Annotated in this window: 14 protein-coding genes and 1 pseudogene; 5 read left to right on the forward strand and 10 right to left on the reverse strand. The window is 67.9% G+C overall.

The features are described 5' to 3' along the window. Nucleotides 1-160: 160 nt before the first annotated feature. The 3 genes and pseudogenes from FHT08_RS03075 to mobH all read right to left on the reverse strand — a co-directional run bounded on the left by FHT08_RS03075 (nt 161) and on the right by mobH (nt 4,213). Complete coding sequence (locus tag FHT08_RS03075; RefSeq protein ID WP_166774264.1) at nt 161-703, reverse strand: NAD(P)H-dependent oxidoreductase; 543 nt, start codon at nt 701-703, stop codon at nt 161-163. A 141-nt stretch (nt 704-844) separates the two neighbouring features. Further along, the gene (locus tag FHT08_RS03080; protein WP_208408824.1) at nt 845-2,014 is read right to left on the reverse strand and encodes a VCBS repeat-containing protein; all 1,170 of its coding nucleotides are present in this window, start codon (nt 2,012-2,014) and stop codon (nt 845-847) included. A 355-nt stretch (nt 2,015-2,369) separates the two neighbouring features. Then, nucleotides 2,370-4,213: pseudogene (gene mobH / locus FHT08_RS03085) on the reverse strand (MobH family relaxase). Nucleotides 4,214-4,487: 274 nt separating this feature from the next. Here mobH and FHT08_RS03090 point away from each other — a divergent pair. Genes FHT08_RS03090 through FHT08_RS03100 form a run of 3 tightly spaced genes read left to right on the forward strand, consistent with a single transcriptional unit; the run spans nt 4,488 to nt 5,668 of the window. Next, nucleotides 4,488-4,808 (forward strand): type II toxin-antitoxin system PrlF family antitoxin, encoded by a 321-nt coding sequence (locus FHT08_RS03090; RefSeq protein ID WP_166774266.1) that lies wholly within the window; start codon nt 4,488-4,490, stop codon nt 4,806-4,808. Continuing rightward, nucleotides 4,808-5,266 carry a type II toxin-antitoxin system YhaV family toxin gene (locus tag FHT08_RS03095; protein ID WP_166774267.1) on the forward strand — a complete coding sequence of 153 codons (459 nt, stop codon included), beginning with the start codon at nt 4,808-4,810 and terminating at the stop codon, nt 5,264-5,266. The genes FHT08_RS03090 and FHT08_RS03095 overlap by 1 nt, the downstream gene beginning before the upstream one ends. A 30-nt stretch (nt 5,267-5,296) precedes the next feature. Then, complete coding sequence (locus tag FHT08_RS03100) at nt 5,297-5,668, forward strand: DUF3742 family protein (protein WP_166774268.1); 372 nt, start codon at nt 5,297-5,299, stop codon at nt 5,666-5,668. A 17-nt stretch (nt 5,669-5,685) separates the two neighbouring features. Here FHT08_RS03100 and FHT08_RS03105 read toward each other — a convergent pair whose 3' ends face one another. Beyond that, the gene (locus FHT08_RS03105; RefSeq protein ID WP_166774269.1) at nt 5,686-7,200 is read right to left on the reverse strand and encodes a conjugal transfer protein TraG N-terminal domain-containing protein; all 1,515 of its coding nucleotides are present in this window, start codon (nt 7,198-7,200) and stop codon (nt 5,686-5,688) included. 13 nt (nt 7,201-7,213) lie between these two features. Then, a complete protein-coding gene (locus tag FHT08_RS03110) occupies nt 7,214-7,555 on the reverse strand; it encodes a hypothetical protein (RefSeq protein ID WP_166774270.1) in 342 nt (113 codons plus the stop codon). Between the two features lie 361 nt (nt 7,556-7,916). Here FHT08_RS03110 and FHT08_RS03115 point away from each other — a divergent pair, with 361 nt between their 5' ends. Continuing rightward, a complete protein-coding gene (locus FHT08_RS03115) occupies nt 7,917-8,579 on the forward strand; it encodes a sigma-70 family RNA polymerase sigma factor (RefSeq protein ID WP_166774271.1) in 663 nt (220 codons plus the stop codon). 2 nt (nt 8,580-8,581) lie between these two features. Continuing rightward, on the forward strand, nt 8,582-9,532 hold the full coding sequence (locus tag FHT08_RS03120) for a FecR domain-containing protein (protein ID WP_166774272.1): 951 nt from the start codon (nt 8,582-8,584) through the stop codon (nt 9,530-9,532). Between the two features lie 682 nt (nt 9,533-10,214). Here the strand turns inward: FHT08_RS03120 and FHT08_RS03130 are convergent. Genes FHT08_RS03130 through FHT08_RS03150 form a run of 5 tightly spaced genes read right to left on the reverse strand, consistent with a single transcriptional unit; the run spans nt 10,215 to nt 14,973 of the window. Then, the gene (locus tag FHT08_RS03130) at nt 10,215-10,493 is read right to left on the reverse strand and encodes a metal ABC transporter permease (protein WP_276568200.1); all 279 of its coding nucleotides are present in this window, start codon (nt 10,491-10,493) and stop codon (nt 10,215-10,217) included. Further along, on the reverse strand, nt 10,490-11,362 hold the full coding sequence (locus FHT08_RS03135) for a manganese/iron ABC transporter ATP-binding protein (protein WP_166774273.1): 873 nt from the start codon (nt 11,360-11,362) through the stop codon (nt 10,490-10,492). Before FHT08_RS03135 ends, FHT08_RS03130 begins: the two co-directional genes overlap by 4 nt. Beyond that, entirely contained in the window at nt 11,359-12,273 is a 915-nt protein-coding gene (locus FHT08_RS03140) for a metal ABC transporter substrate-binding protein (RefSeq protein ID WP_166774274.1), read from the reverse strand. Before FHT08_RS03140 ends, FHT08_RS03135 begins: the two co-directional genes overlap by 4 nt. 20 nt (nt 12,274-12,293) lie before the next feature. Next, on the reverse strand, nt 12,294-12,917 hold the full coding sequence (locus FHT08_RS03145) for a thioredoxin-like domain-containing protein (RefSeq protein WP_166774275.1): 624 nt from the start codon (nt 12,915-12,917) through the stop codon (nt 12,294-12,296). Next, nucleotides 12,892-14,973, reverse strand: coding sequence for a TonB-dependent receptor (locus tag FHT08_RS03150; RefSeq protein ID WP_343204129.1), 2,082 nt, complete (start codon nt 14,971-14,973; stop codon nt 12,892-12,894). The genes FHT08_RS03145 and FHT08_RS03150 overlap by 26 nt, the downstream gene beginning before the upstream one ends. Between the last annotated feature and the right edge of the window lie 27 nt (nt 14,974-15,000).

A 15,000-nucleotide genomic window follows, 5' to 3' on the forward strand; every position in this document is an offset into this window, starting at 1 on the left:
GCTCGCTCCGGTCGTCGATGTCACCCGGCGCGGGACGGGCCTGCCGTCCTGTCGCGTGATGGTCGCTTGCCCGGCACCGCGCTTGGTGCGGCGCCGGGCAATGTGCAGCGACGGGAGCCGGGTTGCCCGGGATTCGGGTGCCCAGGACCCGCTCCCGCGCTTAGCCGATCTCTCTTGCGAAATCCCGGATGGCGCCCAGCGCGAACTTCAGCGTCGCCTCGTCGGTCAGCCGGCCGTCATGGATCTTCTTGTGGACCTCTCCGATGACGATCTGCGGGCATCTTGCCAGGCGCGACATCGTCGAGCTCAGCGTTTCGATGAGTTGGGCCTGGGCGCGCACGCCGCCGGTGAAGGCGGGCGAGGCGCTCATGATCAGCACGGGTTTTCCGAGCAGCGCGGCCTGGCCATACGGACGGGACGCCCAGTCCAGGGCGTTCTTCAGCACCCCGCTCATGCCGTAGTTGTATTCCGGTGAGCAGATGATCACGCCCTCGGCCTCGGCAATGGCATTCCTCAGGGCCAGGACGCTGGCCGGCGGCGCGTCGGCGTCCACATCCTGGTTGTAGAGAGGCACGTCGTCCAGCGGATGTATGTCGAGAACGATGCCCTTGTCCAGGGAGTGCTGGATTCCGCGAAGCACGGCCGTACAGAAGGACGCTGCGCGGATGCTGCCTGAAATGCCTGCGAGGCGAATTGCCGCCATATGCGCTCTCCTTTGGGGCGTCGAAGTGTAATCGCTTCTTCGGGCTCCCCTCGCAGGAGCATTCGGTCGCGATGGGGTCTTGCCGGTCGCCGCAGGCCGCGGACGAAGGCGCTCCCGGCTTGCCGTAACGCTGCGCCTGCGTCACTCCGCGGTTGCGGCAGGCGGTCGCGGCGACGCCGCCGGCCGCTGCGGCCCTGCCAGCGCCTTGTCGGTCAGCAGCAGCCGAGCCTGCGAGCGCCAGCCGCCGATGAACACGTCCGGCTTGCCGTCGCCGTCCAGGTCGCCCTGGGCCATGCTCCAGCTGCGGCCCACGGTGGCGCTGGGCATTGCCTGCAGGGTGACGTCGGTGAAATTGCCATGGCCATCGTTCTGCCAGGCGCGCACCTGCAAGGGGACGAAGCCCGGCACCTGGATCGCGCTGACCAGCAGGTCGGGCGCGCCGTCTTGGTTGAAGTCGATGACCGTCCCGCCCCAGCTGGAGAAGCGGTGCACGGGCAGCCGTTCGGCGGTCTGGTCCTTGAATCTCCCATGGCCGTCGTTGATCAGCAGGCGCGTCTGCGGGTCCTTGTCCCAGCCGTGGTTGTTGCTGGTGAGGTTGAAGAACACGATGTCCGGGTGGCCGTCGCCGTTGGCGTCGAACACGTGCACTTCGCGGGTTTCCAGCGGCACCGGCAGGTCGAGGCGGTCGCTGGCGTCGGTGAACCGGCCCTGGCCGTCGTTGAGCAGCAGCCGGTTGGGCGGAGACTGGTTGGCGACCACCATGTCCAGGTCGCCGTCGCCGTCGATGTCGGCCAGCGCGATGCCCTGGGTGTGGTCCTCGCTGGCCGGCAGGTGGGTGGCGGTGACGTCGATGAAGTGACCCGGGCGCTCCCTGTCGTTGAGCCAGAGGAAGTTGCGGGCCGGGCCGGGCTTGTCCTCGGGGGTGTTGCCGACCACGATGTCCGGCAGGCCGTCGCCGTTCACATCGCCCACCGCCAGTCCGTTGCCCTGGCTGCCGCTGGGCAGGCGCTCGTTCATGGCGACGAAGCCACCCTTGCCGTCGCCGAAGAACAGGTTGTGCACCTCGTCGGCCTCGGCGATGAAGATCACGTCCATGATGCCGTCGCCGTTGAAGTCGGCCGCGCGCACGTGTTCGTTGTCGTTGGCCCTATCGCCGAACACGCCGGGGATCCACGTCAGCCGGCCCGTGCCATCGTTGAGGTAGAGCACGTTGGCGCCATGCTCGACGGCGACCACCACGTCCAGGTCGCCGTCGCGGTCGACGTCGATCATCACCGCGTCCACGGCGTGCAGGTCGGGGGCCTGCGGCACGTGCGTCGTCGTCACGTCGACGTAGGCGGCCGAAGGCCGCCCCTGGCCGAGGGCCTCACCCGTTCCCATGCAGGCAATGAGGGCGGCGCCCAGCGTCGTGATACCCCTGTGCGATCGATTCATCGAGATGGCTCCTTGGTCAAAGCGGGTGGCGCATGCATCACTACCGGGTAGGTGGAGCGGCAACCTAAAGGCCCTCGCCGGATTCTTTTGCCAAATCCGTTGGCGATCCGGAGAAAGCCCATCGCCTCATGATACGTACGGCGGGAGTTCGCATTAACCCCCGGAGCCCACATCCTGTCTTGAGCAAAGCTCATGAATCGACGGCACGCGGGCGGATGCGCCTGATGGCCCATCATGCAGAGGACTTGAGCGACAGATACGGATTGTTTGGCGGCACCTCGTCAAACAGTTGTTGAGGGTGCAGGAGCAAGTAACCGTGCAGCTTCCTGGACTTGCGCGGCCCCGTCACTTCGCAGATCCAGATGTTCAGGCCGCTGCGTTGCTTGCGATGGAGCTGCATCTTCTCGAAGCGCTTCTGCACCCACTGCCAGTCGGCCACGTCGTCCTGCCTGGCGAGGACCGCGACGCGCGGATGTTCCTGGGCGTAGCGCTGGAACACGCCGGGGCTCACCAGATACACCGTGTCGTCCACCGTATGCACCAGTGCCTTCGCGTCGTTGAGGATCAGCTTGCGTGACTGCAGGCCATGCTTGAGCCAGGCCAGGAAATGTTCCCCGGATGGCGGTGCCTGGAGCGAAGGAGGCTCCTGCACCGGCTCGCGTTCCGGCCCGTGGCCGGGGGTATCGGGGCGCGAATCCTCGACCTGCGCCGAGGGAGCCGACGCGGGCTTCGCGGCGGCGGAAGGCGGTTCGGGTGTTGCGAGCATCGACAGCAGCTCATCCACCGCATCCGCATGATCGGCTGCGCCACGGGGACCGCTGCGTTCGGCTGGCGCGGCGGCGTCCGGCTCCGCCGGCGTGGCAGAAGGAGATACCGCCATCGCGACGGCGGGAGCGTCGGCTGCGCCGGCTTCCCCGGTCTCGGACGACGGCTCGATGACGACGGTGCCGGCAAACGCCTCGGGCATCTCGTCGGCGTTCCAGATCAGCGTGGGCACCAGGCGCAGCAGCGTGAAGGTGTGCGACCAGCCCGAATCGCTGGTGACCGTCGCTTTCCAGATGGCCTTGCCGTCCGGGGTGGGCTGCAGCAGGCCGTGGTCCTGCATCACGTTGAACAGGGTCGTGTTGTTGGCCGGGATGCCGTCGATGCCCTGCGACAGCAGATGCGCCCTGAGCTTGTCCGAGACCGTCTTGGAGACGAGCCATAGCGCATCCGTCAGCCAGCCGTCCGCCGGACCGGCCTGGTTGAGCTTCAGTTCTTCCTTGAGCAGGTAGCGCAGGCCGTCCAGCAGCTTGCGCTGCAGCGCGTGCTTGGGCGCCTGCATCGCGCGGCTCGGGTCGCCGCCCATCTCCTGCGCCACCGAGGCCCGATCGGCCTGGACGACGAGTTCGCCCAGCACGCCCGCATGCTCGTACTGCCCGGCCAGCACATAGAGCAGGGACGCCCACGGCTTGGGGTATCCGCTGAGCCAGTCGAGAATGTCCCGGTCGAGCAGCCGGTGGTACAGCAGCCCGGTGGCGGCGCCGTGCAGCCGGTATTCCCGATCCTCCCGGTAGCGGAAGCGATACGGCCTCTGAAGCGGCCCATGCCAGGGGGGTGCCAGGTCGTGCCGTCCGCCAGCTCGACGTGCAGGTCGACGGCGATCTTGCCGATGTCGTGCAGCAGCGCGGCGTAGGCCCCGGCAGCCGTCCAGACCTCGGCCTGGGCGGCCTGGTCCTCGGGCGGCGTGCCCACGGGCAGCAGGTGCGCCTGGCGCAGCTTGAGCGCGTAGGCCACGATTTCCAGGCCATGGTCGAGCATGCCCCCGGGGTATGCGTGATGGTGGCTTTCCGAGGCGGGAAACTGCTGCACCAGCTCGGCGTAGCGTTCCAGCGGCGCGAGGTACAGGGTGGCGAACTGCTTGCGCGACAGAGAGGTCCGCTGCCAGATGTGTTCCAGCAGGCGCTGCCTGCGCGGGGTGGCCAACAGCGACGCGGACGACTGCGGCCGCGTCAGCCCGGTGGGCATCGCGGTTGAGGGAGCGGGCTGTGCGCCAGCGGTTGGCGCCCCCCTTTTGCGCTGGAACAGCGAAAGCATGGCGTATCCCGGATGACGGGCTGGCAGGAGCGCCTTTTGGCCTTTTCGGGTAGGGCCTTTCCCCTTGCCCCCCGTTCCCTTGCCCCTTGCCAGCCCTTTGGCCTTTGTGACCCTTTGCGTATAGAGCCACGGCGGGCCGGATGCCCTGATCAAAGCGATATCGGACGGCCCGGCATCTTGGCTGGGCCAGTTGCCGGCCCGAGGCGCCCGGCAGCCGGATTGACATGGTAAGGAAATTTCCTTACCATGCAGCCGTTGAAACAGGAGCCCGACCATGCCGACCATCCGCGAACAGGCCACCATCACCTCCAAGGGGCAGATCACCCTGCCCAAGCCGATCCGGCAGGCGCTGGGCGTCGATGCCGGCGGCAAGGTGGACTTCGAACTGCGCGAGGACGGCCAGATCGTGGTCACGCGCGCCGAGGCCGGGCACGAAGATCCTGCCATCGGCGCCTTCCTGGGCCTGCTGGCGCGCGATATCGAGGCGGGTCGGAATGTCCGCGGGCTGCCGGAAGACCTGGCCCGCGCCATCCTGGAGCAGGCGGGCCACGGCGCGAATCTGGATGAGGAGATCGACGGCGAAGTGGCGCTCTGATGCAGCGGCATGGCTGGACGCTGCTGTTCCACGCCTGCGTGATCGAGCAGTTGCAGAAGCTGTACGCCGCCGCGCAGCGCGCCGAGCAGAACGATCCGGAAGGCTTCGCGTCGAACGCCAACGTCAAGCTGTTCCGGACCTTGAGCCAGCTGATGCTGGAGACCGTGCCGGGCGATCCGGCCCGGGACGAGTACCGCCAGGGCAACACCCTGGGACCGGCCCACCGCCACTGGCGGCGCGCCAAGATCGGGAGACGGTTCCGGCTGTTTTTCCGCTACGACTCCAAGGCGAAGGTGATCGTCTACGCCTGGGTCAACGACGAGCAGACGCTGCGCTCGTCGGGCAGCAAGTCCGACCCGTATGCGGTGTTCGAGAAGATGCTGGGGCGTGGAAATCCGCCCGACGACTGGAACGCATTGGTGGCCGCAAGCCGGCAGGATTGGAGCAAACTGGAATAGCCGTCCAACACATGTAGCAGGTGAACGACGATGAACACGAAGAACCGCATCAGCACTGCAGAACGCCTGGGCCGCCGGCTCGGCGGGATGTGGCGCGGTTACGTGCGTCGCGAGCGGCAGGTGGCCGGCTGGCTGATGGCGCACGGCGTGCCCGCGGGCGCAGCGACGGCCTTGCTGTGGGTCGTGAAGCTGGCCGTGCTGGGCGTGCTGCTGTACGCCGCGTTCTGGCTGGCGCTGCTGCTGGTGTTCGCGGTTGTCGCGGCCTGGGTGGCCGGGAATGGGGCGCCGGACGATGGAGACGACTACTCCTTCACCACGCTCGACGAACTCCGCAATACCCCCGGCTACGACCCGAACCTCTACAACGACCATTCGCACGAGCTGTACAAGGACGACGACTGAGCCCGCCAGCGGCGGCGTCACTTCAGCTTAGATGAAACAACGCCGGCGCCCTTGCCGCCGGCTTGCGTCGCGCCCTTGGTGCCCTCCGACATGCCTTGAAGCGCGTAGCCCGCACGAATGCCGACCCAGCTCAACCCGGCCAGCCAGAAGCTGGGCAACACCACGAACATCGTCGCCATGACGAAGTTCAAGAGCATATCCCCGAACGTGTTGTTCAACCCGATCAGCGGGTCGAAGTTGGTGTGCGGCCGATTCCAGCCGAATCCCCATCCGTACAACGCATCGAGAATCGTCGAGTCGATCCAGCGCGCCAACTGGAACCAGAAGTCGATGAAGAACATCGCGAACTGCACCACGCTCAAGGTCACCAGGGTCTTCAGGTCGTAGGTGCCGATCATCAACACGAGCGGGATGCAGATCACCAAGGCCATCTTGAGCATCGCCAGCACCATCGGCAGCGCCTGGCGCATCACGTCCATCGCCGGGAAATAGCCCAGCGCTCCCACGGCCAGCCCCACGTCGCCGGCGGCGCGCGTTATGACATTGGGCAACGTCATCTCGATCTGGCCGCCGTAGTCCGTGTAGACGGAACCCTGGTTCAACTTCTGCTGCCGCGGCGAGGCGATCGCGCGGATCACCGAGTCGTTCACCTGGTCCTGGCTCAGGAAGCCGGCCCAGCCGCCGAGGCGCGTCAGCAGCCCGGGATCCACCTGGTCCAGCAGCCGCGCGCGCAAACCGTTGCCGTCGGCCCACCACTGCCGGCAGGTCGGATAGCCGGCGCCGCGGGGGACTTCGGCCAGGCCGGCATCGCGGGTGGCGTCATAGGGCCAGCCTTCACGCGGAGTCCTGGCGCGGTAGGTGTCATAGAAGCCCGGCGTGTCGACGAAGTAGCGCGAACCGATCCACGTCACGTCGTGCATCTGTTCCTCGTCCAGATCCGGCCGTGACATGAACAGCCGTGCCCGGGCGGGCCCGTAGCAGTTCTGGCTGAAGTCCGCGACCTCCTGGGCCAATACGGGGTCGTCGATGCGCGTGGCGTCCACGTCCATCCGCATCTGCCGGAGGTCGGTGCCGCAAGGGATCGCCGCCACCGAGGCGCCGGTAATCGCCCGGGAGATCGCGTGTATGAAGAACCACCAGACCGGCACCTTTGCCGACTGGTTGTTGATCGTGCTGAAGGATTGCGACCAGCCCGTCTCCGAGGGCTCCGGCACGTTCACCTGGCACTGCGTGGATCGGGAACGGTCGAACTGGAGCGTGCTGAAATCCACGTCGATGAAGGGAATGCCCGCGAACATGATGACGACGATAGCCACGAACACGCGGTTCTCGATGCGGGCCGCCGACAGCAGGCCCTTGTTGCCCTCGTCCGCGCCTTCCGCGCGGGCCTTCAGCCATTCCTGGATCACGATGGCGAGGAACGGGATGGCAAACACGCCGCTCGCGACGAGCACCGCCCACACCCCGTTGTGGACGATCCACGAGACCAGCGTCAGGTAATACTCCAGATAGTCGGTCGTATAGAGCGTCATCGCGGACTCCGCATCACCCGGCCTGCGCCAGCAGGCTGATTTCCAGTACCAGCAGCGCGGCCACCGCCGCGACTTCCAGACGCACCAGCCGCTGCATCCCGGCGCCTTCCGGCTCCCGCGCGCGCACGCGGCGGCGCATCCAGATCCAGCCCCAGGCCGTGCCGCCGTACAGCAGCAGCCGCCAGACCAGGAAGACGTTGGCGTGCGCGTCCATCCAGCGCTCCCAGCCGTCGATGCCGCCGGCGATGCGGATGCCGACCACGTTGACGGCGACGGCCAGCACCAGCACCGCCACCAACAGCAGCAGCGCCACGAGCAGGCGCGAGCCGTAGCGGCGGACGGTGGCCCAGCTCATGGGCGCCCGGTCGCGATGGCGTGCGGCCGCCCGGTGCGGCGGCCGTGCGGGGTTGCCAGGGCGGCGAGGGGGAGCCTGAAAGCGGCCATGCCTGGAGTCCGGTGGGTCGAAGGCACTAGTTCAGTCGCGATCGCCAACCGGCGCCACGAAGAATCGGGACGCCGCAGACCCCCGATTCCACCGGCCGCGCGCCGGCGGACATACGGGGTTCGCCTTCCCCGTCATCAAGCCTCTATAGGGGCCGCGCGACCGCGACTCTGTCCCGTCGTTCGTCCGGAGCTCGCCTTGACCCGTCGCCACGATCCACCGCCCGTCGCTGCCGCCCCCGAGGGCCGCCGCGCTTGCCTGCGAGGAAAGGCTGGTGAATGCTGACGGCATCGTGCTGCCGTACGCCGTGGACGGGCCTGCAACGGGCCCGGGCGCCGCGCCGTCCGGCACGCGAACCGCACCCGGCATGACCCCACTGCAGCGCACCGGATCCGACGAACAAAGGCCACGCGACGAGGAGGACACGCAACGCGCCGACTTCGACGCCGCCGTGTCCCGGCACCGCGACGAGCTGCTCGCCTTCATGCACAGACGGCTCGGCGACCGCGAGACCGCTGCCGACCTGACGCAGGAAACCTTCTCGCGGATGATGACCTACCGCGACGCGCCGGAGATCGAGGATCACCGGCTGATGCTCTTCCAGATCGCCAACAACCTGATCCTCGAGTTCCTGCGTGCGCAAAAGCGTCGCCAGGCCGGCCGCCACCTATCGCTGGAGGACGCCGGACAGATCTCGGAGAGCCAGCCGGCCGTCGAGGAGATCGCGAACGCGCGCCAGGTGATCGACCTGTTGCTCGAACAGACCATCGCGGATCTACCCCCCAAGTGTCGCATCGCCTTCGTGCTCAACAGATTCGGAGGCCTCTCGCAGCCGCAGGTGGCCGAGGAGATGGGGATCTCGCAGAGGATGGTCGAGAAGCATATCCAGCGCGCACTGCTGGCCTGCCGCGAGGCGGTGGGCGATTGGGAGTTCTAGGCATGGACATGGACCAGGAAACCCGCCGCATCGCCGACCAGGCCGCCGAGTACTTCTCCCGGCGCCGCGCCGAATCACCGCAGCAGCGCCGGCAGCGCGAGGCGTGGCTGGCGGCCGATCCGCGCCATGCGGCCGAGTACGACAAGATGCAGCGCCTATGGGATCGCACCGGCGAGCTGCGCGACCGGCCCCGCCTGCAGGCGCTGACCCAGCGAGATCGGGCGTCGCTGCGCCGACGGCGGTGGATGGGCTGGCCGCTGGCCGCCGCGGCGACGATCGGCCCGCTGTTCGGTGGTGCCTTCTTCTTCCTGTGGGTCACGGCGCTGGAGCCGGTGACCTACGCCACCGAATTCGGCGAACGCCGTACCGAGACCCTGGCCGACGGCACCGAGGTCGTGCTCAACACGGACTCGTCGGTGGACGTGCGCTACAGCCGCCGGCAGCGCGACGTCGAGCTGCTGCGCGGTGAGGCGCAGTTCGAGGTGGCCCGCGACGCAGGTCGGCCGTTCGTGGTGCACCTGGGCGGCAGCACGGTGACCGCCATCGGCACGCGCTTCCAGGTGCGCCGCGATCCCGACGCGAGCGCCGTCACCCTGCTGGAGGGCAAGGTGGAGGTGGCGCACGGGCAGGAGCGCCACGCCCTGCTGCCCAACGAGCGGGCCACGCTGACGGCCAATGCCGGCATCGTGGTGCAGCCCGTCGACCTGGAGCAGGCGAACGGCTGGGTGGACGGCTGGCTGCGCTTCCGCAGCGCCCCGCTGAGCCAAGTGGTGACCGAGGCCAACCGCTATTCGGCCCGCAAGCTCAGGCTGGGCGACCCGATGCTGGCTGATACCCCGCTGAGCGGCGATTTCAAGGCCGGCGACAGCGCCTCCCTCGCCGTCGCGGTCGGGCTGATCCTACCCGTGCAGGTGGACGACAGCGGCCAGGACATCGTGCTCCGGCCGCAATAGGCCGGACACAGGAGCGACATCACCCTGCAACGTTCGGGGTTCGCCTCGACCGTCATCAATCTTCCTTTAGGGGCGCACACAGGCAACTCCGCCGAGCGCTACAAGGGGAAGAGGACACGACATGCGTAGTGGAACCCGGCTCGGCCGCTGCAGCCAATCGCTCGTGCGCGCAACGCTGGCCGTCGCCATCGCGGCGGGCTTGCCGGCGTACACGGCGGCCGCCCAATCCACGCCTGCGACGGACGTGTCCGCCGAGTTCAACATTCCGGCGCGGGACCTGGCGGGGGCGCTGAGCCGCTTCAGCACGCAGACCGGCATCCAGGTCATCTACCAGCCAGAGCTGGTGGCCGGGAAGCAGTCGCGGGCACTCATCGGTCGGCTGACGTGGCGTGAAGCGCTGGGCTCGCTCCTCCAAGGAAGCGGCCTCGAGTTTCGCCAAGCCAACGACACCACCGTTGTCATCCGGAGGTCGGGGAACTCAAGCAGTCCGTCGGCGGCAACGTCAGCCGCCGCGGCGCCAGTGTCGTCTGCACAGCGGGAGGAAGAGCCAGTCACGGACATCCAGGGAATGACCGTGACCGGCACGCGTATCCGTGGGGGCACGACGCCATCACCGGTCGTCACGATCGGCTCGGAGCGGATGCAAGAGGAAGGCTTTTCGGATTTGGGTCAGGTGATCCGATCAGTTCCGCAGAATTTCACCGGTGGGCAGCATCGTCGCCGCCGCCAGTCCGCCGGCCAGGAACGCGCCCAGCGAGAATGGCAATCCCAGCATCCATGCGCCGGCCACGCCGGGCACGATCGAATGCGACAGCGCATCGCCGATCAGCGACCAGCCCTTGAGCATCAGGTACGCCGACAGGAACGCGCACACCGCTCCGACCAGCGCGCACACCCAGATCGCGTTGCGCATGTAGCCGTAGCTGAAGGGTTCGAGCAGCCAGCCGACTATCTCATTCATGGCGTTTCCCGCGGTCCGCGCGCGGTCGGCTTGCCCTCGACCAGTACCAGGGGGCGCTCGTCGTCGGTCAGGATGCCCAGGCCGGCGGCGCGCTGGTCGCCATCGGCGAACACGAAGTGGCGCAGCACGCCGCCAAAGGTACGTTCCAGGTTCTCGCGGGTGAACACCTCGGCGGTCGGGCCGCTGGCCAGCACGGTGCGGGCGAGCAGCACGGTACGGTCGCAGAATTCCGGCACGCTGCCGAGGTTGTGGGTGGACACCAGCAGGATCCGGCCCTCCTCGCGAAGCTCCCGCAACAGGGCGACGATGGCATCCTCGGTGGTCACGTCTACGCCGGTGAACGGCTCGTCGAGCAGGATGACGCGCCCGTCCTGGGCCAGCGCCCGCGCCAGGAACGCGCGCTTCTTCTGCCCGCCGGACAACTCGCCGATCTGTCGCTTGCGCAACGCCGACATGCCCACGCGCTCGAGCGCGGCATCCACACTGCGGTGATCCTCTCGCGAGGCGATGCGGAACGTGTTCATGTGGCCATAGCGGCCCATCATCGTCACGTCCTCGACCAGCACCGGGAAGTTCCAGTCCACTTCCTCGCTCTGCGGCACGTAGGCGACCTTGCCGGCCTTCAGCGCGGCGCGCACGCCGTGGCCGAGGATGCGGATCCGCCCCGAGGCCATGGGTACCAGCCCCATCACCGCCTTGAACAGCGTCGACTTGCCGCTGCCATTGATACCTACCAGGGCGGCGATCGAACCGGCCGGGATCGAGAACGAGGCCTGCTCCAGCGCAACGTGGCCGTTGCGATAGATGACGCTGACGTCATCGACCTCCAGCCCGGGCGCGCCATCGTTCGCCGGCGTGCCTGCGCTCATTGCGACAGCTCCGTGGCGATGCGGTCGGCGGTCACCCTCAAGAGGTCGAGATAGGTGGGCACCTCGCCGTCCGGGCCACTGAGCGAGTCGACGTAGAGTACGCCGCCGTAGCGCGCACCGCTCTCGCGTGCGACCTGCTGCGCCGGTGCCGGCGAGACCGTGCTCTCGCTGAAGACCACCGGGATGTCGTGTGCGCGCACGCCGTCGATCACCTTGCGCACCTGCTGCGGCGTGCCCTGCTGATCGGCGTTGATCGGCCACAGGTACAGTTCCTTCAGCCCGAAATCGCGGGCCAGGTAGCTGAAGGCGCCCTCGCTGGTCACCAGCCAGCGGCGATTCTCGGGCAGGGCGGCGAAGCGTGCACGGATCGGCACGAAGGCCGCGTCGATGCGTGCCTTGTAGGCCTCCGCGTTGGCCCGATAGGTGCTGGCATTGGCCGGATCGTGCGCGACCAGCGCGTCGCGGATGTTGTCCACGTACACGCGCGCCGCCTCGGGCGACATCCAGGCGTGTGGGTTGGGCTTGCCGGTGTACGGTCCTTCGGCAATCCCGAGGGGTTCGATGCCGTCGCTGACCACGACGCCGGGTACGCCGTCCATGCGTGCGAAGAACTTCTCGAACCACAGTTCCAGGTTCAGGCCGTTCCACAGGATCAGCCGTGCGCCGCGCGCCCGTGCCAGGTCGCCGGGCGTGGGCTGGTAGTTGTGGATCTCGGCATCGGGGCGGGTGATCGATTCGACCACCGCCGCGTCGCCGGCGACGTTGCGGGCCATGTCGGCGATGACGGTGAAGGTGGTGACGACCTTGAACTTTGCGTCCGCATCGGCAACGTTGCCGTCCGCGGGCGGCGCCGAAGGGCCGCATCCGGCCAGCAGCAGGCAGGCGAGCGCGAAGGCGGATGTCCAGCGCATGGCGTGGTGTCGTGACGGATTCATCGGGAAGGTTCCCTCGGGGAAGACATGGCGTTGGCTGGGTGGCCCTCGCCACCAAGCGATGTGGCAGATCGCTGCATCCATGTATCCAGTACCGGTTGCAGCCCGGTGTAGCGCCGCCGGTCCCAGCCACTGGCCAGCACGCGGCCGTCGCGATCGACCAGGACGAGGTTGGGCGGCGCCATGCCTCCCAGCGCGCGGATCGCCGGAAGGGCGCGCAAGCGGCGATGGTCGATGGCCGGCCACGGCATGTCCTGCAACCGCATGTAGCGGCGCATGTCGGCCTCGCTGGTATCGAGGCTGACGTAGACCACTTCGGTATCGGCGCCGGCCGCGCGCAACGCGTCGCGGACTTCGCGCAGGGTCGGCACGAAGGCATGGCAGGGGCCGCACCAGTCGGCCCCGAAATAGAGCGCGACGATCTCTGGCTCGCGCTCCCAACGGAACGGGACGAAGCGTGCGCCCTCGGGACGGACGAGATGCCGGGCGATGCCGTCGCGCAGGCCGGGTTCGGGCGACGAAACGTCGCCGGCGACGGTCGCCAGCGAGACGAGCACGGCGAACAGGCCGGCCAGCACCGCGACGAAGCGCGGCTGCCTAGAAGTTGAACCGTGCGCTCGCATAGACCGACCGCGCGAACCGCGGGCCATAGACGTAGTCGCTGTCGCGGCCGGCGCCGGTTTCCAGATCCTTCTGCCGCTGATCGAACAGGTTGCGCACGCCCAGCGCCAGATCCCAGTGGCGGTCGCCCTGGCCCAGGTGCCAGGTGGTGCCGGCATCGACCACCCAGAACTCGCGACTGCGGTTGAGGCTGGCGGTGTTGTTGTTGAGCACCCACATGTGGTCGGTGTACTTCAGCCCCACATAGGCATCGAGCAACGGCGACGGCGACCAGGTCAGCTGTGCCTGCCCACTCCAGCGCGGGGTCTTGAGATAGTCGCGCGTCTCGATCACCGTGTCGCCGCCGTCTTCGGTGTCGTCGAATACCACCTGCGCCTCGTCGAAGCGCGAGCGGTACCAGGCCACGCCGGTGCTGACACGCACGGTGTCGCTTGCCTGCCAGCCGAGGTTGCTCTCGAAGCCGGCCACCTGCGAGCCGGAGGCGTTCTCGCGGACCTGGTACAGGTCGCCGGCATCTTCGCGGATCTCGCTGAGCACGAAGGTATCGCGCAGTTCGGTCAGCGACACCGTGGCATCCCAGCTCAGGCGGCCGTCCGTGCCGGGACGCCAATCCACGCCGAGCATCGCGGTGGTCGCGCGCTCCTCGGTCAAACCGTCGGCATTGCGGATGCGGATCGGATCAGCGCCCAGCGTATCCACGTGCAGGTCTTCGCTGAACACTTCCGGGGCGCGGAAGCCGGTCGAGATGCCGGCGCGGACCTTCAGTGCGTCGCTGGCCTGCCAGGCCAGCGCCATGCGCGGCGAGAAGATCGCATCGTCCAGCCCCGAGTGCTTGTCCACGCGTACGCCCAGCACCAGATCCACCGCATCGCCGACCGTCCACTCGTCCTGGACGAAAGCGCCGAGGTTGCTGAACGTCTCGCGCTCGCCCCGCAGCACGGTGTCGCCGTCGCCGTTGCGCTGGTCGTCGCGCACCGATTCGCGCTTGTACTGCAGGCCGAACGCCAGGGCATGCGCGCCGCGGCGAAGGTTGAACTGGCTGTCGAGGTAGTGCAGCGGATTCTCGGTGTAGCCGTACTGGTTGAACGAGGTTTCCGCTGCGCTGCCAGGCACGCCAGGGTCGAGTTCGTCCGGGTCGAAATCCGGATCGGTCGCAACCTCGCCGAGCCCGCCGTAGAAGCTCTTGCGCTTGATGAAGGCGAACGAGTAGCCGACGGTGAAGTCGACACTGTCGCTGATCACGTGATCCAGATGCACGCCACCACGGTGGTAGTCGGTCTCCAGCGACTCGGCGATGTTGGCCAGCCATTCGGGCTGGTCGAGACGGTTGCCGCCGCGGCGTTCCTCGTGGGTGAACAGGTAGTTGGCGCGCAGCAGGGTGTCCTCCCCCGGCGCATACCAGCCTTGTGCGCCGGCGACCTGCTGGTCTTTCTCGACGATCTCGCTGTAGCCGTCGCCGTTAAAATCGATGGCGTCGGTGGTCGACCACTGGCCGACCACCGACAGGCCGCCGCGCCCATCGGCCGACACCAGGTCGCCGCGGCCATCGATGCTCCACGCCGGTTCCCCGTCCTGCACGTCGGTTCCCAGCTGCACGAAGCCGCCGTTGCGGGTCGGCTGCTGCGGGATCAGGTTGACCACGCCGGCCACCGCGCCCGGCCCGTACAGCGATGAACCGCCGCCCTTGACCACTTCGACACGGTTGATGAACGCCGCGGGGATCTGCTCCAGGCCGTACACCCCGCCCAGCGTGGACAACAGCGGCGCGCCATCGAACAGCAACTGGTTGTAGGCGCCGCCCAGGCCCAGCAACTGCACCTCGGAGGTGTTGCAGTTCTGGCAGTTGCTCTCCACCCGCAGGCCGTTGATCAGTTCGGCCACGCGCGAGAAGTCGGTGACCGCGCGCAGGGCGATGTCCTCGCCGCGCAGCACTTCGGTGCGGATCGGCGCATCGGACAGCAGGCGCTCGGTGCGAGTGGCGGTGCTGACGGTCACTTCGACGGCATCGAGCTCGGTTGCGACCGGCGGTCGGCCGGTAGCAAGGGCCAAGGATGGCACCAAGAAAAGCAGGGGGGGCGCATGGCG

The organism is Xanthomonas sp. CFBP 8151 (genome assembly GCF_011761885.1).
In the GTDB taxonomy this organism is placed as follows: Bacteria; Pseudomonadota; Gammaproteobacteria; order Xanthomonadales; family Xanthomonadaceae; genus Xanthomonas; species Xanthomonas arboricola_B.

Excerpts from the sequence above, each read along its gene's own strand:
- FHT08_RS03075 (WP_166774264.1), bottom strand. The coding sequence starts at position 703 with ATGGCGGCAATTCGCCTCGCAGGCATTTCAGGCAGCATCCGCGCAGCG.
- FHT08_RS03090 (WP_166774266.1), top strand. The coding sequence starts at position 4,488 with ATGCCGACCATCCGCGAACAGGCCACCATCACCTCCAAGGGGCAGATC.
- FHT08_RS03095 (WP_166774267.1), top strand. The coding sequence starts at position 4,808 with ATGCAGCGGCATGGCTGGACGCTGCTGTTCCACGCCTGCGTGATCGAG.
- FHT08_RS03100 (WP_166774268.1), top strand. The coding sequence starts at position 5,297 with ATGAACACGAAGAACCGCATCAGCACTGCAGAACGCCTGGGCCGCCGG.
- FHT08_RS03105 (WP_166774269.1), bottom strand. The coding sequence starts at position 7,200 with ATGACGCTCTATACGACCGACTATCTGGAGTATTACCTGACGCTGGTC.
- FHT08_RS03110 (WP_166774270.1), bottom strand. The coding sequence starts at position 7,555 with ATGAGCTGGGCCACCGTCCGCCGCTACGGCTCGCGCCTGCTCGTGGCG.
- FHT08_RS03120 (WP_166774272.1), top strand. The coding sequence starts at position 8,582 with ATGGACATGGACCAGGAAACCCGCCGCATCGCCGACCAGGCCGCCGAG.
- FHT08_RS03130 (WP_276568200.1), bottom strand. The coding sequence starts at position 10,493 with ATGAATGAGATAGTCGGCTGGCTGCTCGAACCCTTCAGCTACGGCTAC.
- FHT08_RS03135 (WP_166774273.1), bottom strand. The coding sequence starts at position 11,362 with ATGAGCGCAGGCACGCCGGCGAACGATGGCGCGCCCGGGCTGGAGGTC.
- FHT08_RS03140 (WP_166774274.1), bottom strand. The coding sequence starts at position 12,273 with ATGCGCTGGACATCCGCCTTCGCGCTCGCCTGCCTGCTGCTGGCCGGA.
- FHT08_RS03145 (WP_166774275.1), bottom strand. The coding sequence starts at position 12,917 with ATGCGAGCGCACGGTTCAACTTCTAGGCAGCCGCGCTTCGTCGCGGTG.